We start from the raw sequence: 19,451 nt of genomic DNA on the forward strand, positions 1-19,451 counted from the left end.
GCACCGCCGGCCCCCACGGTCGGGCGGCTCAGCGAGGCAGCGGCACCTCGAGGATGCTCGGCCCGGCCGGCGGCGCCGACAGCGCCTGGTCGAGCTCGCCTTTGGTGCGCGCGACCGCGTACTCCCAGCCGTACGCGCGCGCGAGCGACGACAGGTCGACCGTTTGCGGTGTGTACAGCACCCGGTCGAACGCCTCGACCGGCGCGGTCGCGGCGACCTCCAGCCCGTCGAAGATCGTCCCGCCGCCGTCGTTGCCGACCACGACCTGGAGGTGCGGGCGCGCCTCCCCGGCCCCGCCGAGCAGCGCACCCACGTCGTGCAGCAGCGCGAGGTCGCCGAGGAGCACGCGCGTGACGCCCGCGGCGGCGCCGACCTGCCTCGCCCGCGCCTCGGCGGCGAGCGCGATGCCCGTGGCCGTCGCGATCGTCCCGTCGATGCCCGCGAGCCCGCGGTTGGAGTGCACCGCGATCTTCTTCCCCGGCACCAGCCGGTCGGCGTCGCGGATGAGGCGGGACGCTCCCAGCACGAGCCGGTCGTGCGGCCACGTGTAGCGCCAGAGCGCCTCCGCCAGCAGCGGCCGGGTGATCGGCGCGCGGACCGCGGCGAGCTCGGCGCGGGCGAACGCGAGCGCGTCGGCCGGCTCGTACGAGCGCGCCTTCTCGACGTCGGGGGCTGAGGCGGTCGGGTCTGCGGCGCGCTCGACCTCCTCCGTCAGGCGCCGGCTCGCGAAGACCCAGCTCCCGACCCACGAGCGCACCTCAGGGCTGCGCAGGTCGACGCCTGCGGGTGCCCTGACACCCCCACGACCCTGGCGCGCCGGCCCGGGTTGTACGCCTCGCGGCCGGTCGGCGCGACGACCAGCACCTCGACGTCGTCTCGCATCAGCAAGGCGGGGACCTCGCGGCTGAGCGTGGGATGCCCGAACACGACGGCCCGCTCGACCCGACCGCCGAAGGACTCGTCCCGGAGCAGCTCGCGGTAAGCGACCACCAGTTCCGGCCCGAACCGGGCGCCGCTCGACACCTCCGCGAGCAGCGGGTAACCGCCCGTGCGGGCGAGCTCGGCGGCCTTGGCCCCGGCGTCCGCGCCGGCGACGACGACCGTGAGCGGGCCGCCGGCCAACTCGACGACCTCCCGGCCCAGCGCCGCCGGTCCGGCCGTCGCGGGCAGGGCGCCGCGAACGAGTCCCCCGACGGGCGGAACCGCGACCGACAGCGGCTCGCGGAATCCGACGTTGAGGTGCACCGGCCCGGGATCCGCAGTCGCTGCGCCCACAGCCTCCTCGACGGCGGAACGCGCGAGCGCCCGCGCCTCCTCGGGCTCGCCGTCCGCGCCCACGGGCGCCGTGACATCGTGACTGGCACGCACGACGGTCCCGTAGAGGCCGTCCTGGCGCGTTGTCTGGTTGGAGCGGATGCCGCGCAGCTCGCTCGGCCGGTCGGCCGTGACGACGATCATCGGGATGGCGGCCTCGTGGGCCTCCAGCACGGCCGGATGGAGGTTCGCGGTCGCCGTGCCGCTGGTCGTGACGATCACCGTCGGGGCGCCGGTCTCGCGGGTCAGCCCGAGCGCGAGGAAGCCGCCGACGCGCTCGTCGATCCGCACGTGCAGCCGCGCGGCCCCCGCACGTTCGAGCTCGGCCGCGGCGAGCGCGAGCGCCTGCGATCGCGATCCGGGGCTCACGACGATGTCGGCGACCCCGGCCTCCACGAAGCCGGCGAGGAGCGCGAGCGCGTAGTCGGTCGCCGGGTTGCCGGTCGCCTCCACCTCCGCGGGCTCTTCCGAGACCCGCGGGTCACCCATCCCGTCGGCCGGTCTGGTCGTCGGGACCGTTGTCGTCGAGGTCGGCCAGCTCCTTCTCGAGCCGGCGGATGCGCTCCTCCTGGTCGTGGTCGATCCGGAGCTTACCGAGGAACGCGGGGTCGTCGTCGGGGGCGCTGACCCTGCGGGCGACCTCCGCGCGTCGTCGGCCGCGGCCGATCAGGAACCAGAGGATCCCGCCGATGATCGGGAACAGGACGATGACGAGCACCCACACGGGCTTGGGTAGGCCACGCACCCTGGAACGGTCGAAGAGAGCGCAGTCTGCCACCGAATAGATGTAGAAAACCGCGGCTGCGACGCCGAGGACTATCCAGAGGCGAACCATGGCTACATCGTAACTCTCAGGAGGCCTGCCTAAGCTGGGAGGGTGAAGCGGATTCCCTCCTGGTTGACCTACACCGTGCTGCGCCTGGTGCTGTTCGCGGTGCCGCTCGCGATCCTGCTTCTGCTCGGCATCGTCTGGTACGCGTCGGTCATCGCCGCAGCACTGATCGGACTGTGCCTCTCGTACATCCTGCTCGCCAAGCAGCGTCACGCCGTCGCGTCCGACCTGTACGCGGCGCGCCACCGCGACAAGCCGGCTCCGTCAGCGGACGACGCCGAGGACGACGCGATCGACGCCGCGCAGGCGCACGGTCGGAACGCTCCCGGTCAGAAGGCGTAGGCCGCGCCGAGCGCGATCGCCACGAGCAGCCCGGTGAGGCTGGTGAGCTGCAGCGCGGTGATGAGCTCGCGAGGCGACCTGCCGAACAGCGTGATGACGCAGGCCGGCAGCGCGGCGAGCAGCGCGAACATCCCGAACCACGCGAACGGGTAGAACAGCGCCAGCACCGCGAGGATGCCGAACGGCACGAGCAGGAAAACGCAGAACACGATCCGCGACGCGGTGTTGCCGAGCAGGACGGCGAGCGTCCGCTTCTTGGCGAGCCGGTCGGGCTCGATGTCGCGGATGTTGTTGACCATGAGCACCGCGCACGCGATCAGTCCGGCGATGACGCCGCCGAGCCAGGCCTCCTGGTTGACCGTCTTGGCCAGCATGTAGGTCGTTCCCGCCGTCGCGACCAGCCCGAAGAAGACGAAGACGAACACCTCGCCGAGCCCGTAGTAGCCGTAGGGACGCTTGCCCCCGTGTAGAACCACGCGGCCGCGATGGCCGCGGCCCCGACGATGAGCACCCACCAGAGCTGCGTGAGCAGGACGAGGACGAGTCCCGCGACCGCAGCGAGCCCGAAGAACGTGAGCGCGACCGTCAGCACTTTCTTGGGCGCAGCCTTGCCCGAACCGGTGAGGCGCCCGGGCCCGACCCGGTACTGGTCCGTGCCGCGGATGCCGTCGGAGTAGTCGTTGGCGTAGTTGACGCCGATCTGGAGCAGCACGGCGACCGCCAAGCAGAGCAGCGAGCGGATCGGGTGCCAGATGCCCGCGCCTTCGATCACCTTCGCCGCACCGACACCGATGAGCACGGGAGCGACAGCGAGCGGGAGCGTTCGCAGTCGCGCGCCGGCGATCCAGTCCGCTGCCGTGGCCGGACGGACGGCGGAGGCCTTGGCGCCAGGGCGTGCGCTCCTGCCGCCACGAGGCCCGCGCGCCGGGGGTGGCGCCATCCGCTGCATTCGAGGGTTGTTCTGGCTCATCACAGTGCGAATCGTAACAACAACCGCTATCCCCCAGGCCGTTCGACCGTGTCGCCACGCGCCAGCCGCGCGGCAGCGACCCGGTCGGGCTTGCCGCTGCTGAGGTGCGGGAGCTCGGCGACGGTCACGATCCGGGCCGGCGCGGCTGCGCGCCCGAGCCGTTCGGCGATCGCGCTCCGGAGCGCCGCGAGCTCGGCACGGCCTGTCGTGACGACGACCGGGACCTGCCCCCAGCGCGTGTCCTCGGCCGCGACGACGACCGCGTCTTCGAGGCCGTCCCACGAGCGGACGAGTCGCTCGACGGCGTCGAGCAGCACCTTCTCGCCACCCGAGATGATGACGTTGTCCGACCTCCCGTGCACGGCCACGCGCCCGTCGCGCACTTCCCCGAGGTCACCCGTGCGATACCACCGGACGCCGTCCTCCTGATGGAACACGGCGTCCGTCCGCTCGGGGTCGCCGAGGTAGCCTTCTGCGAGCGTCGGCCCGCTGATCTCGAGCAGGCCGTCCACCTCCCGCACCACGGTCGGGCCGATCGGCACCCCGTCGTAGACGCAGCCGCCCGCCGTCTCGCTCGACCCGTACGTCGCCAGGAGCCGCGCCCCCAGCGCTTCGGCCCGCTCGCGCAGGCGATGGTCGAGCGCCTGCCCGCCGACGAGGATGCCGTCGAACCTGCGCAACGCTCTCCCGACCTCCCGGGCGCCGCCCTCGGCCGCGTCGACCAGCCGTGCGAGCTGCACGGGTACGAGCGACGTGTAGCGAAGGCCGTCGGTCAGCTCGCCGGCCAGCCCCGCGAACCGCAGTGGATCGAAGTGCCCCTCGCCGTAGACGACGGGCTCGGTTCCCGCCGCCAGCGAACGGACCAGCACCTGCGCTCCGGCGACATAGTGCGCCGGGAGGGCGAGCAACCACTGTCCCTGACCACCCATCGCGCCGGCCGAGGCGGCCGCACTGGCCAGCAGGGCGTCCACGGAGAGCGCGACCCGCTTCGGCACGCCCGTCGAGCCGGACGTCTCGATGACGAGCGCGACGTTCTGCGGAGCCCGCTCCGTGTCGCGCGGCCAGCCGCCGCCCGCACGTCCCACGTCCTTCGGCCCGGTTCCCTCCGTCCCGTTCCGACCGGGACCTGCTCCCTCGCCGCTTCCGTTCCGCGGAACGACCGCCGCCCCGCCCTCGGTCAGCGCCTCCCTCAGCGCGGCGAAGAGCTCCCCGTCCGGCGTGCGTCGACCACACGATACTGTCGTGTCACCTGGCGCCCACCACTGAATACATCGCGAACCCGCCGGTCATCCGCACCCGTTCAGTACTGCCACGGGAAGGGCGACCAGTCGGGCTCCCGCTTCTCGAGGAACGCGTCGCGCCCCTCCACCGCCTCGTCGGTCCCGTACGCCAGCCGCGTCGCCTCCCCCGCGAACACCTGCTGCCCGACCATCCCGTCATCAACCGCGTTGAAGGCGAACTTGAGCATCCGGATCGCCGTGGGCGACTTCGTCAGGATCTCCCGCGCCCAGTCGACCGCCGTCGCCTCCAGCTCGGCATGCGGAACGACCGCGTTCACCGCACCCATCTCGTACGCGCGCTGCGCCGAGTACTCGCGGGCCAGGAAGAACACCTCACGGCCGAACTTCTGACCGACCTGTCGCGCGAAGTACGCGCTCCCGTAACCGGCGTCGAACGACCCGACGTCCGCGTCGGTCTGCTTGAACTTCCCGTGCTCGGCACTCGCGATGGAGAGGTCGCACACCACGTGGAGCGAGTGACCGCCGCCCGCCGCCCACCCGGGGACGACAGCGATGACGACCTTGGGCATGAACCGGATCAGCCGCTGCACCTCGAGGATGTGCAGCCGGCCACCGCGCGCGGCGTCGATGCCGGACGCCGTCTCACCCTCGGCGTACTTGTATCCGTCCCGGCCGCGGATGCGCTGATCGCCCCCCGAGCAGAACGCCCAACCGCCGTCCTTCGGGCTCGGCCCGTTGCCTGTCAGGAGCACGACGCCGATCCGCGGGTTCGTGCGGGCGTCCTCCAGTGCCGCATACAGTTCGTCGACAGTGTGCGGGCGGAAGGCGTTGCGCACCTCGGGGCGGTCGAACGCGATCCGCGCGATGCGCCCGCTCACGTCGTGGTGGTAGGTGATGTCCGTGAGCTCCCCGAATCCGGGGACGTCCGTCCACACCGCTGGGTCGAAGAGGTCTGATACTGCCGAAGCCATGCCACAAGCCTACGGTCGGGCCCACTATGAAATCGGGTCGCGTGCCAAACTGGTGGAATGCTGCCCGAACTCGCCGACCTGTTAGGGACAGCCCGCGTCGTCCGGCTCCCGATGCGATCGCGGTTCCGCGGTATCACCGTCCGCGAGGCGGTCCTCTTCGAGGGTCCCGAGGGCTGGACCGAGTTCTCCCCTTCGTCGAGTACGACGACCAGGAGGCCGCCGCCTGGCTGCACGCCGCGATCGACTTCGGCTGGCGTGGCGCCCCCGCGATTCTGCGGGACACGATCCCCGTCAACGCCACCGTACCGGCCGTGGCGGCGGCCGACGTGCCTGCCGTCCTCGACCGGTATCCGGGAGCGCGCACCGCCAAGGTGAAGGTCGCCGAGCCCGGCCAGACCCTCGCCGACGATGTGGCCCGCGTCCGGGCGGTCCGCGAGCGCCTCGGTCCGGAAGGCCGCGTCCGCGTCGACGCGAACGCCCTGTGGAACGTGGACGAGGCCGAGCACGCCATCCACGCGCTCGCGCCGTTCGACCTCGAATACGTCGAGCAGCCCTGCGCGACCGTGGAGGAGCTCGCCGAGATCCGCCGGCGCACGCGCTACATGGACATCCCGATCGCCGCCGACGAAAGCGTGCGCAAGGCGAGCGATCCGCTGGAAGTCGCGCGCGCCGGAGCCGCGGACCTGCTCGTCATCAAGGCTCAGCCGCTCGGAGGCATCCACTCGGCGCTGCGGATCGTGGCGGAGGCCGGCCTCCCGGTCGTCGTCTCCAGCGCGCTGGACACTTCGGTCGGCATCGCGATGGGCGCCCACCTCGCCGCGGCGGTGCCCGACCTGGAGTTCGATTGCGGTCTCGGCACCGTCGCGCTGTTCGAGGACGATGTCGCGGAGACGCCGCTCGTGCCGGTGGACGGTGCGATCCCCGTCATCCGCCCTCGGGTGTCGACCGCGCAGCTCGACCGCCTTGCCGCGCCGGACGAGCGCAGGGACTGGTGGCTCGACCGCGTACGCCGCTGTCATCGGATCGTGGAGCACGCGGCAGCGCTCTGACGGCGGTCCGCCGGAGGGCCGGGTCGCCCGATTCGATAGGCGGGGCCGCCGTACATGCCGGACGCGTCAGCCGTACAGCCGCTCCGGCACCTCGAGGCCGTAGATCGCGCGGCCCGAATCCCAGATCGCGCGGCACGCCGCCCGGAGCAGGTCGAGCTCATCGTCGCCCTCGCTGAGGATGCGGACGTCGTTGCCGTCGATGGCGACGGTCGATGTGCCGACCGTGACCGCGCCGTTCTTCCCGGTCTTCGCCGTCGGATACGGCTCGCCCAGCCCGCGCAGGTCACCCAGGATGTAGGTCGGCCGCGACTCTGCGTCCGCCGCGAGGAGCTGCTTGGCGCGGTCGATCCCGGTGAGCACGAGGACCGAGTCGATCCCCGCGCGGTTGGCGCCGAGGATGTCGGTGTCGAGCCGGTCGCCGATGAAGAGCGGCTTGGTCGCGTGGAACCGCGCGATGGCCTCCTCGAAGATCGCGACCTCCGGTTTCCCCGCGACGAGCGGGAGCCGGCCGGCGGCAGTGTGGACGGCGGAGACCAGCGTCCCGTTGCCCGGCGCGATGCCGCGCTCGACGGGGATGGTCCAGTCCGTGTTCGTCGCGATCCACGGACGCTCGCTGTCGGTGCGCCCCTGCAGAGCGAACGACGCCTCCGCGAGCTGCGCCCAGCCGATGTCGGGCGAGAAGCCCTGGATGACCGCGGCCGGGTCGTCATCGGCCGAGCGCGTGACGGAGAACCCGCCCTTCTGGACCTCGTCCTCCAGTCCGTCGCCGCCGACGACGAGGATCGTGGACCCCGCGGGAACGTGCTGGCTCAGCAGCCGCACGGCGGCCTGGGGTGAGGTGACCACGTCCCGCGGCTCGACGTGGAGCCCGAGCTCGTTCAGGTGCGCCGCCACGGACGCGTCGGTGCGCGACGCGTTGTTGGTGATGTAACCAACCCTGACGGTTTCAGCCACGTCGTTCAGGCTGTCGACCGCATGCGGGATGGCGTTCGGTCCCGTGTAGACGACCCCGTCGAGATCGGCCAGCACCAGATCGACACCGGTCAGCGGCGTCACAGTCTCACTCGTCCGTCGAAACAGCGCCATCGTGCGGCTCGTCCTCCGTGGTCTCGTCGTTCGCGTTCTCCGGCGCGGCGCCTTCACCGGTCGTCTCATCGAGCGCAGCCTCGTCCGGGGCCGGCAGGGCGTCGGTGAACTCGTCGTCCGCCTCATCCGCTTCCAGCGGGCCGAGGTCGTCCATCACCACGGCCGGCTCGAACTCCTCCTCGATGACGTGGACGGTCTCGAGCTCCGCGTCGGCGTGGGCCTCCTCGAGCGCGAGCTCCGCACGTTCGGCACGCTCGCGCCAGGTCGCCGACTCCGCGTCGCGGCCGAGGGCTTCGAGCACTTCGGCGTAGGCGTGGAAGAGGTCCGAGCTCCAGGTGAAGGCACGGTTCGGGTCGAGTTGCGGGATCTCCAGCTCGGCCAGTGCGGCCTCCTCCTGTCCCAGATCCAACCGGGCGCCGGACATGGCGATCGCCAGCGCGACCTGGACGTCGGACGGCAGTGCGCCGCGGTCGATCGACCGCCCCAGCTCGAGCGCGCGATCGGGCCTGCCGACCCCACGCTCGCTATCGACCATGAGCGCGATCTGGTCGTTGGAGCCGGTGATCCGGCGGTAGGTGCGCAGCTCGCGCAGCGCGAGCGCGAAGTCGCCGGTCGCGTAGGCGGTGATGGCGAGGGTCTCGCGCACGACGCCGATGCGCCCGGCACGGCGCGCGGCCGACAAGGCGTGAAGGTGCGCGAGCTCGGGGTCGCTGTCGATCAGGCGCCCGGCCATGACCAGGTGCTGTGCGACCCAGTCGGCGTTGTCCTTGCTGAGCGTCTTCAGCTCGACGCGGGCTTCCTTCGGCAGGTCGCGCGCCTCGACATCCGCGGGGAGGTCGGGGTCGTCGTGGCGCGGACGCACCGACCGGAGTTCGCGAGCGAGCGCCGCCTCGGCGTCCAGCTCGTACTCGTGCTCCCGGGCGGCGCGATCACCGCGCGCGGGAGCGCCGTCCCTCGTCCACAGCTTGTCGTCCGAGCGACCGTAACCTCTCGACCCACCGGCGCCGGAGGCGCGGCCGTCGCGGCCACCGTGCGAGCCTTGTCCACCCCGGGAACCGGAGCCGTCGCGGCCGCCGGCGAAACCGCGGGATCCTGCCCCGTCACGCGAACGCGTCGCGTCCCAGGAACCGCCACGCTGACCGCCTCGAGCCTGCTGCCCGTCGCGGCCCTGGCCGTCCCGGTTCCACTGACCCTCGCGGCCCTGGCCGTCACGGCGCTGTCCGTCGCGGCGCTGTCCGTCACGACCCTGGCCGTAACCGCGCTGACCGTCACGGCGCTGGCCGCCGCTGCCCTGAGGGCTACGGCTCGCCCCGTCACGGTTCCACTGACCGCCACCGCCCTGGCCGTCGCGGCGCTGACCTTCGCGGTTCCACTGACCGCCGCCACTCTGGCCGTCTCGACGCTGACCATCGCGGTTCCACTGTGCGTCACGACGCTGACCGTCACGGCCCTGATCGTCGCGGCCATGGCCGCCACGATTCCACTGACCGCCGCCGCCCTGGCCGTCTCGACGCTGACCTTCGCGGTTCCACTGACCGCCGCCACTCTGGCCGTCGCGGCGCTGACCGTCACGGTACTGACCACCACGGGCCTGGCCGTCACGACCCTGGCCGTCACGGTACTGACCACCACGGCTGTCACCGTCGCGGCGCTGACCGTCACGGTACTGACCACCACGCGCCTGGCCGTCACGACCCTGGCCGTCACGGTACTGACCACCACGGGCCTGGTCGTCACGGTACTGACCACCACGGGCCTGGTCGTCGCGGCGCTGGCCACCACGGCTGTCGCCGTCACGCGTGTGTGCCCCGCGACCCTGCGCGTCACTGCGCTGGGCTCCGCCGCGCTGACCGTCGCGACCCCACTGGCCATCCCTCGGCCGGCTCGGACCACCTGCGCGCGAAGAGCCGCCGGACTCGCCCCTGCGGTCACCACCGTCACCGGCACGGCCGTAGCCCTGACCGGAGTCGCGTCGCGGAGCGCCGCCGGAGCGGTCGCCATCGCGGCCCGCGCCGTTGCGTGGGCGACCGGAGCCTCGACCGCGGTCGCTGCCGCTCGAGGCGGACGTCCTGTCGTCGTCTGCCGGTGTATCGCTCACGACTTCTCCTGTCGGGTGCCGGGGTTTCCGCCCAGCATATGTGCGTGGATCGCGCTGGGAACCGCCCGCGCGAAAAAGTGCCGTTAACGCGAAATGGCCACCCATCACTGGGTGGCCATCTCACAAAGAAGTCCGGCGGTGTCCTACTCTCCCACAGGGTCCCCCTGCAGTACCATCGGCGCAGAGAGTCTTAGCTTCCGGGTTCGGAATGTAACCGGGCGTTTCCCTCTCGCTATGGCCGCCGAAACACTATTGATGTATCAAAGTGAACGATCAAGCTTCGCTTGAATCAGTTCTCGACCGTACATCGAGAACCACATAGTGGACGCGGGCAATCTCTTTCCCCTCATGCCAGCCTTACAACGACATGAGAGTAGTGATTATCAAATTATCGGCTTATTAGTACCGGTCAGCTCCATGGGTCTTTAGTCCCCACTTCCACATCCGGCCTATCAACCCAGTAGTCTAGCTGGGAGCCTCTCGCCCGAAGGCATGGAAATCTCATCTTGAGGCCGGCTTCCCGCTTAGATGCTTTCAGCGGTTATCCATCCCGAACGTAGCTAACCAGCGGTGCTCCTGGCGGAACAACTGGCACACCAGAGGTTCGTCCAACCCGGTCCTCTCGTACTAGGGTCAGATCCTCTCAAATTTCCTACGCGCGCAGCGGATAGGGACCGAACTGTCTCACGACGTTCTAAACCCAGCTCGCGTACCGCTTTAATGGGCGAACAGCCCAACCCTTGGGACCTACTCCAGCCCCAGGATGCGACGAGCCGACATCGAGGTGCCAAACCATGCCGTCGATATGGACTCTTGGGCAAGATCAGCCTGTTATCCCCGAGGTACCTTTTATCCGTTGAGCGACAGCGCTTCCACAAGCCACTGCCGGATCACTAGTCCCGACTTTCGTCCCTGCTCGACTTGTCAGTCTCACAGTCAAGCTCCCTTGTGCACTTACACTCGACACCTGATTGCCAACCAGGTTGAGGGAACCTTTGGGCGCCTCCGTTACTTTTTGGGAGGCAACCGCCCCAGTTAAACTACCCACCAGGCACTGTCCCTGAACCGGATTACGGTTCTAAGTTAGATATCCAGAGTGACCAGAGTGGTATTTCAACAATGACTCCACGAACACTGGCGTGCCCGCTTCAAAGTCTCCCACCTATCCTACACAAGCCACACCGAACACCAATACCAAGCTGTAGTAAAGGTCACGGGGTCTTTCCGTCCTGCTGCGCGTAACGAGCATCTTTACTCGTAGTGCAATTTCGCCGAGTTCGCGGTTGAGACAGCTGGGAAGTCGTTACGCCATTCGTGCAGGTCGGAACTTACCCGACAAGGAATTTCGCTACCTTAGGATGGTTATAGTTACCACCGCCGTTTACTGGGGCTTAAATTCTGAGCTTCGCCGAAGCTAACCCTTCCTCTTAACCTTCCAGCACCGGGCAGGCGTCAGTCCGTATACATCGTCTTGCGACTTGGCACGGACCTGTGTTTTTAGTAAACAGTCGCTTCCCACTGGTCTCTGCGGCCTTCAAACGCTCCCGGAGCAAGTCCGTTCACGCCTCAGGCCCCCCTTCTCCCGAAGTTACGGGGGCATTTTGCCGAGTTCCTTAACCACGATTCTCTCGATCTCCTTAGTATTCTCTACCTGACCACCTGAGTCGGTTTGGGGTACGGGCGGCTTGAACCTCGCGTCGATGCTTTTCTCGGCAGCATAGGATCACCCATTTCGTCAATGAAGACTACGCATCGTGCCTGGGCCTATGTGAGAGACGGATTTGCCTATCTCTCGGCTTACACACTTACACCGGGACAACCATCGCCCGGCTGGGCTACCTTCCTGCGTCACACCTGTTAATACGCTAGCCGCACCAGCATGGGGTCGAGCGTTAGGCCCGGACCTTCACCCCGAAGGGATCCGTGTCCAGGATTAGGACTCTTAGCACCACTGGATTAGCTTGGGCGGTTCTTCGCCGGTACGGGAATATCAACCCGTTGTCCATCGACTACGCCTGTCGGCCTCGCCTTAGGTCCCGACTTACCCAGGGCGGATTAGCCTGGCCCTGGAACCCTTGGTCTTTCGGAGGACGGGTTTCTCACCCGTCTTTCGCTACTCATGCCTGCATTCTCACTCGTGTGGCGTCCACGGCTGGTTTACACCGCCGCTTCACTCGCCACACGACGCTCTCCTACCCATCAACACGGCTGGACCACGAAGGCCTACCAATAATGTCAATGCCACAACTTCGGTGGCGTGCTTGAGCCCCGTTACATTGTCGGCGCGGAATCACTTGACCAGTGAGCTATTACGCACTCTTTCAAGGGTGGCTGCTTCTAAGCCAACCTCCTGGTTGTCTGTGCAACTCCACATCCTTTCCCACTTAGCACGCGCTTAGGGACCTTAGTTGGTGGTCTGGGTTGTTTCCCTCTCGACGATGAAGCTTATCCCCCACCGTCTCACTGCTGCGCTCTCACTTACCGGCATTCGGAGTTTGGCTGACGTCAGTAACCTTTTGGGGCCCATCGGCCATCCAGTAGCTCTACCTCCGGCAAGAAACACGCAACGCTGCACCTAAATGCATTTCGGAGAGAACCAGCTATCACGAAGTTTGATTGGCCTTTCACCCCTATCCACAGCTCATCCCCTCAGTTTTCAACCTAAGTGGGTTCGGTCCTCCACGACGTCTTACCGTCGCTTCAACCTGGCCATGGATAGATCACTTCGCTTCGGGTCTAGGACATGCGACTGAATCGCCCTATTCAGACTCGCTTTCGCTACGGCTACCCCTCACGGGTTAACCTCGCCACATATCGCTAACTCGCAGGCTCATTCTTCAAAAGGCACGCTGTCACCCCTACAAGGAGGCTCCAACGGTTTGTAAGCAAACGGTTTCAGGTACTATTTCACTCCCCTCCCGGGGTACTTTTCACCTTTCCCTCACGGTACTTGTCCGCTATCGGTCATCTGGGAGTATTTAGGCTTATCAGGTGGTCCTGACAGATTCACACGGGATTTCTCGGGCCCCGTGCTACTTGGGATACTCTTCGCGCCATTGGACCATTTCGGCTACGGGGTTGGCACCCTCTATGACTGGCCTTTCAATACCATTCGCCTATGATCCTTTGTAACGCTTGCAGTTCGGCAGAAGCTGCTGAAAAGTCCCGCAACCCCGACCATGCAACGCCTGCCGGCTATCACACATGATCGGTTTAGCCTCTTCCGGTTTCGCTCGCCACTACTAACGGAATCGCTTTTGCTTTCTCTTCCTGTGGGTACTGAGATGTTTCACTTCCCCACGTTCCCTCTACCCGCCCTATATATTCAGGCGGGAGTCACTGGGTCACCTTGCGGGCCCAGCGGGGTTTCCCCATTCGGAGATCCTCGGATCAAAGCTCGTTTATCAGCTCCCCGAGGCTTATCGCAGATTACTACGTCCTTCTTCGGCTCCAGATGCCAAGGCATCCACCGTTTGCTCTTAGAAATTTGAAATCACATGAGTTTATAGAATCGATCGACTCATCCGAAGATGAGCAGATTGACCAATGATCTATCAGTACATAAGTACTGTGATCTATGTGATTCGAACCCGAAGGTTCGAATCTAAGATGCTCGCGTCCACTGTGTAGTTCTCAAAGTACGGGCGGTACCTTCTCCGCCGGCCCAGTTATGGCCGACCAGAAAAGGTCCAGAGGTCCAGTTCCCATCCGATTGGATGAGGCCCGGTCCCTCAGGACCCAACAGCGTGCATGTGCAGGGCTTCCGGGTCCGAACTTTTCCTATCCCGAGGGACGTACTGAGTTCGAGCCATTCGGCTCCGCACCAATGTCAATGTTCCACCCATGAGCTAACCGGCTGAGACGTTCGCTCAGATCCGGCGCCTGGACACCCGAGGGTGCCAGATGCTCCTTAGAAAGGAGGTGATCCAGCCGCACCTTCCGGTACGGCTACCTTGTTACGACTTAGTCCTAATCACCGATCCCACCTTCGACAGCTCCCTCCACAAGGGTTGGGCCACTGGCTTCGGGTGTTACCGACTTTCATGACTTGACGGGCGGTGTGTACAAGGCCCGGGAACGTATTCACCGCAGCGTTGCTGATCTGCGATTACTAGCGACTCCGACTTCATGAGGTCGAGTTGCAGACCTCAATCCGAACTGAGACCGGCTTTTTGGGATTCGCTCCACCTTACGGTATTGCAGCCCTTTGTACCGGCCATTGTAGCATGCGTGAAGCCCAAGACATAAGGGGCATGATGATTTGACGTCATCCCCACCTTCCTCCGAGTTGACCCCGGCAGTCTCCTATGAGTTCCCGCCATTACGCGCTGGCAACATAGAACGAGGGTTGCGCTCGTTGCGGGACTTAACCCAACATCTCACGACACGAGCTGACGACAACCATGCACCACCTGTTTACGAGTGTCCAAAGAGTTGACCATTTCTGGCCCGTTCTCGTATATGTCAAGCCTTGGTAAGGTTCTTCGCGTTGCATCGAATTAATCCGCATGCTCCGCCGCTTGTGCGGGCCCCCGTCAATTCCTTTGAGTTTTAGCCTTGCGGCCGTACTCCCCAGGCGGGGCGCTTAATGCGTTAGCTGCGACACGGAAACCGTGGAATGGTCCCCACATCTAGCGCCCAACGTTTACGGCGTGGACTACCAGGGTATCTAATCCTGTTCGCTCCCCACGCTTTCGCTCCTCAGCGTCAGTTACGGCCCAGAGAACTGCCTTCGCCATCGGTGTTCCTCCTGATATCTGCGCATTCCACCGCTACACCAGGAATTCCATTCTCCCCTACCGCACTCTAGTCTGCCCGTACCCACTGCAGGCCCGAGGTTGAGCCTCGGGTTTTCACAGCAGACGCGACAGACCGCCTACGAGCTCTTTACGCCCAATAATTCCGGACAACGCTCGCACCCTACGTATTACCGCGGCTGCTGGCACGTAGTTAGCCGGTGCTTTTTCTGCAGGTACCGTCACTTTCGCTTCTTCCCTACTAAAAGAGGTTTACAACCCGAAGGCCGTCATCCCTCACGCGGCGTTGCTGCATCAGGCTTGCGCCCATTGTGCAATATTCCCCACTGCTGCCTCCCGTAGGAGTCTGGGCCGTGTCTCAGTCCCAGTGTGGCCGGTCACCCTCTCAGGCCGGCTACCCGTCGTAGGCTTGGTGGGCCGTTACCTCACCAACTACCTGATAGGCCGCGAGTCCATCCTTGACCGAAGTTCTTTCCACGCACAGGAGATGCCTCCGTGCGTCATATCCGGTATTAGCTTCCGTTTCCGGAGGTTATCCCAGAGTCAAGGGCAGGTTACTCACGTGTTACTCACCCGTTCGCCACTAATCCCCTAGAGCAAGCTCCAGGTTCATCGTTCGACTTGCATGTGTTAAGCACGCCGCCAGCGTTCGTCCTGAGCCAGGATCAAACTCTCCATAAATGTTTAGCTCCGAGTCGCAAGCGACTGGAAACATAGTGCGGGGTCAGAGAGGAAATATCTCGTCTCCCGCGAGTTTGTCTTGACTAGTTTCGAATATCTACTGACATTCTGTTTCTAATCCAAAGGAATCTCATGCATCGACTTTCAGACCGAGGTCTTCGAGTCAATGCCGAGGTTTTTGGCATTTGACATTGTGCACGCTGTTGAGTTCTCAAGGATCGGACGCTCTCACCTTCAACCCTCTCGGGCTTCTCTGTGAGGCAACTTCTCTACCTTACCACTCTCAGTCAGTTTGTCAAGTCGGCCGTTTCGCGCTCTTTCGTTCATCCATCGTGGGATACATCCGATTTACACGACCCGAACCGGTTAGACCTGCTCAGTGAGTGGGGTGTTAATCCTAAGCGCAGCAAAGCAACTCTTTCAAGTTGAGTTTTGCCGCTAGGCTAAGGATTCGGTCCTGCTTGAGGCCGGGGAGCTCTTCCGCTCTCCCGCACCTTTGGGGTGACAAGTAAGTACTTTACGCAGGCCTCCGGGGCGTCGCAAATTCCGCGGACATCCCGGGCGTGTCGCAGGCCGAGATCCGCGTGATTCCGCGGAAGTCGGCCCCAGGAACGCACAAACGCGGCCGCCCGGAGGGGCGACCGCGTCGTGCGGAAGGGCGAAATCCGATCAGGATCCGAGCCCGGAGTAGGCGTGCAGTCCGTGGAAGAACACGTTGACGACGCCGAAGTTGAAGAGCACCGCGGCGAAGCCGATGATCGCGAGCCACGCGGAACGCGATCCGCGCCAGCCGCGGGTCGCCCGCGCGTGGATGTAGCCGGCGTAGATGACCCAGATGATGAACGTCCAGACTTCCTTGGTGTCCCAGCCCCAGTACCGACCCCACGCCTTCTCGGCCCAGATGGCTCCGGCGATCAGCGTGAAGGTCCAGGCGATGAAGCCGACGATGTTGATCCGGTACGCCAGGTTCTCCAGAGCGGCGGCGCTGGGAAGGGTCGCAAGGAACCGGAACTGCTGCGGTCGCGACTCCTCGATCTGGCGTTCGCGCCGGTACTGCAAGAGCTGGAGCCCCGACAGCGCGAAGCCGAGCGCGAAGAACGCCGTGCCCAGCACGGCGACGATGATGTGGATCACCAGCCAGTACGACTGCAGCGCCGGTTGCAGCGGAACCACCGGGACGAAGTACCGGAGCAACGCGATCCCCTGGAGCACCAGCACCAGGCCGATGATGAACGTGCCGAGGTACTTGATGTCCCACTTGAGGTTCGCCACCAGGAAGACCCCGACGATGACCAGCGTGCCGGTCATCGAGAACTCCCACATGTTGGCCCACGGCACCCGGTCCGCCGCGATGCCGCGGAGGACCGTCGCGATCAGGTGGACGCCCCAGCCCACGATGGTGAGGCCGAACGCCCACTTGATCGACGCCGACGAGGCGGCGCCGTTCATCACGTCGTCCTCGAGTCGTGTGCTGATCCGGGAGGACAGCCGGCCGAGCGCGGACGACGGCGGCGTCGCTGGAGGCGCTTCGACCCCTCCGCCGGACGCGGAGATCCGTGCGGCGGTCGCTCCCACCGGTTGGGCGACCTCCGCCCTGCGCGCGACGGCGCTCGGGACGACCGCGGCCTCGGCGGCCGTGGCTCGGGCTCCTCTGCGCGCGAGGTCGAGCGCGAACGCGATGAACGCGGCCGCGTAGAACCCCATCGCCACATAGATGAAGACCGTGGACAACTGGGACAGGGTTTCGGTCACGAGTGCAAGCCTAATTCGTCGGGGTTCGGGTGAGGAGTGCGGTGTGCTCGTCGGCTACGGCGGTCACAGCCGCGAGGAGGTTGGGGTCCTCACCACGGGCGAGGCCAGCGTACTCCAGGGTCAGCGAGCCGTCGGGGTTCTCGACGGCCTTGACCCAGATGCGGCGGCGCGGCACGAAGAGCGACGTGAGCAGGCCGCCCAGGATGAGGATCGCGAAGAGCAGCACCCAGCCCTGGGCGGGGTCGTGGTGCACGTCGAGCGACGCGTAGCGCTTCACGTCGCTCATCGAGATCGTGCCGAGCCCGCTCGGCAGCTCGACGGTCTGGCCCGGCTTCAACTGCAGCGCCTTGGTCTTCGTGCCCGGCCCCGCGAGCTGGGTCATCTTGTCGGTGTTCAGGCTGTAGACCGATTGCGGGACGCCGGTGTCCACGCCGAGGTCTCCGGCGTAGACGTTGAGGCTGAGGACGGGATCGTTCAGGCCGGGGAAGGTCGAGGTCAGGGCGCCGGCAGCGGTCGCGCTCTTGCCCACGGTCGGGTAGAAGAAGCCGATCATGCCGACCTGCTCCCGGAGTCCGTCCGGCACTTTGACCCAGCCGAGCGAGGTGAGCTGCGCATCCTCGGCGATGAACGGCACCGAGTCGCTGAACACCACCTTGCCCTTCGGATCGCGGACGGTGATGGTCGGCGCATACCCGTTGCCGAGCAGGTAGACGTTGGTGCCGCCGATCGCCAGCGGCTCGTTCACCTTGATCGTCGACGTCCCGGAGGCGTCTCCGGGACCGGCCGTCGTCACCTTCGCGGTGTAGTCGAGCGGGGTGCCCTTGGCGTTCGGGTTCTTCGTCTCGTACGCGACGTCCAGACTGTCGACCCGGATCGAGAACGGCTCGAGCGACCCGTCGGAGAAGAACCTCCCCGGATTGAACGAGTTGTACGACGGCAGGCTGTTGACGAAGCTCTGGCCGACGACGACGACCTTCTGGCCGGTGTAGCCGAAGCCTCCGCCGATGCCGACGGCGAACAGCACGCCGAGCAGGGCGATGTGGAAGACGAGGTTGCCGGTCTCGCGGAGGTATCCGCGCTCCGCCGAGACCGACGTGGATCGCGCGTCCTGGTACAGGGCCACCCGGTAGCGCGAGCGGCGCAGCACCTGGCGTGCCGCCTCGATCGGCTCCGGAGCGTCGGCCCGGAGCTCGGCGGGGAGGATGCGTGCCTGGAAGGCGGACATCCGGGTGAGCCGGACGGGAGTGCGGGGCGGCCGGGCCCGCAGGGCGCGGAAGTGGTGCGCGGTGCGCGGGATGATGCAGCCGATCAGCGAGGCGAACAGCAGCAGATAGATGGCCGAGAACCAGAACGACGTGTAGACGTCGAAGAGCTGGAACTTGTCGAGCACCGGCGCGAGCTGCGGGTTGTCGCTGAAGTACTTGGTGACGCCGTTCGGGTCGGCGCCGCGCTGCGGGAACAGCGAGCCGGGGACGGCGGCGATGGCGAGCAGGAGCAGCAGGAACAGCGCCGTGCGCATGCTCGTGAGCTGGCGCCAGGCCCAGCGCACCCAGCCGAGCGGGCCGAGTTTGGGCTGGACGACGTCCGGGTCCTCCCGAGGAGGAGCGACGTCGATGTGGTCAGATGGCCGGGACAAAGCCGGAGATCACCCCCAGGAACTGGGACATCATGGCGGTCCACAGGCCGGTCGCCATCATCACGCCGATGACGACGAGGAGCGCGCCGCCGATGATGTTGATGACCCGGATGTGCCGTTTGAGGAAGGCCACCGAGCCGGCGACCCAGTCGAAACCGAGGGCGACCAGCAGGAACGGGATGCCGAGGCCGATGCAGTAGAAGAGCCCGAGCAGCGCACCTCGCCACGGCGATCCGCTTCCGACGCTGAGCGCGCTGATCGCCGCGAGGGTCGGGCCGATGCACGGGGTCCAGCCGAGGCCGAACACGACACCGAGCAGTGGGGCCCCGATGAGGCCGGTCGCGGGACGCCACGTCGGCTTGAAGGTGCGCTGCAGGAAGGAGAACTGCCCGATGAAGACGAGGCCCATCACGATGACGAGCACGCCGAGCACCTGGATGACCACCTCCTGCCAGCGGACGAGCCAGAGGCCGAGCGCGCCGAACGCGGCGCCGTAGGCGATGAAGACCACGGCGAAACCGAGGACGAACAGAGCCACGCCGGTCAGGACCCGGCTGCGGTCGCGCTTGGCGCCCGGGTCGCTCATCCCGCCGACGTAGGCGAGATAGCCCGGCACGAGCGGGAGCACGCACGGGGAGGCGAACGAGACCAGGCCCGCGAGGAGAGCGATGGGAAGTGCGAGCAGGAGCTGGCCGCTGAAGACGATCTGACCGACGTTCACG

10 protein-coding genes, 3 rRNA genes and 3 pseudogenes are annotated in these 19,451 nt (G+C 66.3%); 3 read left to right on the forward strand and 13 right to left on the reverse strand.

Features of this window, described 5'->3' with window-relative positions; all coding sequences use genetic code 11:
- Positions 1 to 28 precede the first annotated feature (28 nt).
- Positions 29 to 1,803, reverse strand: a pseudogene (menD, locus tag ACRAWC_RS11505) (2-succinyl-5-enolpyruvyl-6-hydroxy-3-cyclohexene-1-carboxylic-acid synthase).
- The gene (locus tag ACRAWC_RS11510) at positions 1,796 to 2,149 is read right to left on the reverse strand and encodes a PLD nuclease N-terminal domain-containing protein (protein ID WP_431347846.1); all 354 of its coding nucleotides are present in this window, start codon (positions 2,147 to 2,149) and stop codon (positions 1,796 to 1,798) included. Before ACRAWC_RS11510 ends, menD begins: the two are co-directional and overlap by 8 nt.
- 42 nt (positions 2,150 to 2,191) lie before the next feature.
- On the opposite strand from ACRAWC_RS11510, the gene ACRAWC_RS11515 reads away from it, so the two are divergent.
- The gene (locus ACRAWC_RS11515; RefSeq protein ID WP_431347847.1) at positions 2,192 to 2,488 is read left to right on the forward strand and encodes a DUF4229 domain-containing protein; all 297 of its coding nucleotides are present in this window, start codon (positions 2,192 to 2,194) and stop codon (positions 2,486 to 2,488) included.
- Here ACRAWC_RS11515 and ACRAWC_RS11520 read toward each other — a convergent pair.
- From ACRAWC_RS11520 to ACRAWC_RS11530, 3 genes and pseudogenes are all read right to left on the reverse strand, one after another.
- Positions 2,476 to 3,458 (reverse strand): annotated as a pseudogene (locus ACRAWC_RS11520) (1,4-dihydroxy-2-naphthoate polyprenyltransferase). The gene ACRAWC_RS11515 and the pseudogene ACRAWC_RS11520 sit on opposite strands and share 13 nt — an antisense overlap.
- A gap of 26 nt (positions 3,459 to 3,484) precedes the next feature.
- Positions 3,485 to 4,543 carry an AMP-binding protein gene (locus tag ACRAWC_RS11525; RefSeq protein ID WP_431347848.1) on the reverse strand — a complete coding sequence of 353 codons (1,059 nt, stop codon included), beginning with the start codon at positions 4,541 to 4,543 and terminating at the stop codon, positions 3,485 to 3,487.
- 215 nt (positions 4,544 to 4,758) lie between these two features.
- Entirely contained in the window at positions 4,759 to 5,670 is a 912-nt protein-coding gene (locus tag ACRAWC_RS11530) for a 1,4-dihydroxy-2-naphthoyl-CoA synthase (RefSeq protein WP_431347849.1), read from the reverse strand.
- Positions 5,671 to 5,727: 57 nt separating this feature from the next.
- Between ACRAWC_RS11530 and ACRAWC_RS11535 the strand changes: the two are divergent.
- Positions 5,728 to 6,719, forward strand: a pseudogene (locus ACRAWC_RS11535) (o-succinylbenzoate synthase).
- Between the two features lie 66 nt (positions 6,720 to 6,785).
- Here ACRAWC_RS11535 and ACRAWC_RS11540 read toward each other — a convergent pair.
- Both ACRAWC_RS11540 and ACRAWC_RS11545 read right to left on the reverse strand, forming a co-directional pair.
- On the reverse strand, positions 6,786 to 7,805 hold the full coding sequence (locus ACRAWC_RS11540) for an HAD-IIA family hydrolase (RefSeq protein ID WP_431347850.1): 1,020 nt from the start codon (positions 7,803 to 7,805) through the stop codon (positions 6,786 to 6,788).
- Positions 7,780 to 8,667 carry a hypothetical protein gene (locus ACRAWC_RS11545; RefSeq protein ID WP_431347851.1) on the reverse strand — a complete coding sequence of 296 codons (888 nt, stop codon included), beginning with the start codon at positions 8,665 to 8,667 and terminating at the stop codon, positions 7,780 to 7,782. The genes ACRAWC_RS11540 and ACRAWC_RS11545 overlap by 26 nt, the downstream gene beginning before the upstream one ends.
- Before the next feature lie 177 nt (positions 8,668 to 8,844).
- Here ACRAWC_RS11545 and ACRAWC_RS11550 point away from each other — a divergent pair, with 177 nt between their 5' ends.
- The gene (locus tag ACRAWC_RS11550; RefSeq protein ID WP_431347852.1) at positions 8,845 to 9,990 is read left to right on the forward strand and encodes a hypothetical protein; all 1,146 of its coding nucleotides are present in this window, start codon (positions 8,845 to 8,847) and stop codon (positions 9,988 to 9,990) included.
- Between the two features lie 43 nt (positions 9,991 to 10,033).
- Here ACRAWC_RS11550 and rrf read toward each other — a convergent pair.
- The 6 genes from rrf to ACRAWC_RS11580 form a co-directional block, all read right to left on the reverse strand.
- Positions 10,034 to 10,149 (reverse strand): 5S ribosomal RNA (gene rrf, locus ACRAWC_RS11555).
- 133 nt (positions 10,150 to 10,282) lie between these two features.
- Positions 10,283 to 13,396 (reverse strand): 23S ribosomal RNA (locus ACRAWC_RS11560).
- A 421-nt stretch (positions 13,397 to 13,817) separates the two neighbouring features.
- Positions 13,818 to 15,341: ribosomal RNA gene (locus tag ACRAWC_RS11565) — 16S ribosomal RNA — on the reverse strand.
- The 16S, 23S and 5S rRNA genes sit together here, the layout of an rRNA operon.
- Positions 15,342 to 16,010: 669 nt before the next feature.
- Positions 16,011 to 17,093, reverse strand: coding sequence for a c-type cytochrome biogenesis protein CcsB (gene ccsB, locus ACRAWC_RS11570; RefSeq protein ID WP_431347853.1), 1,083 nt, complete (start codon positions 17,091 to 17,093; stop codon positions 16,011 to 16,013).
- 10 nt (positions 17,094 to 17,103) lie between these two features.
- Complete coding sequence (resB, locus tag ACRAWC_RS11575) at positions 17,104 to 18,729, reverse strand: cytochrome c biogenesis protein ResB (protein ID WP_431347854.1); 1,626 nt, start codon at positions 18,727 to 18,729, stop codon at positions 17,104 to 17,106.
- Positions 18,713 to 19,450, reverse strand: a complete 738-nt coding sequence (locus ACRAWC_RS11580) for a cytochrome c biogenesis CcdA family protein (protein WP_431349428.1) — start codon at positions 19,448 to 19,450, stop codon at positions 18,713 to 18,715. Before ACRAWC_RS11580 ends, resB begins: the two co-directional genes overlap by 17 nt.
- Position 19,451 lies beyond the last annotated feature (1 nt).

This window comes from Leifsonia sp. L25, assembly GCF_050632895.1.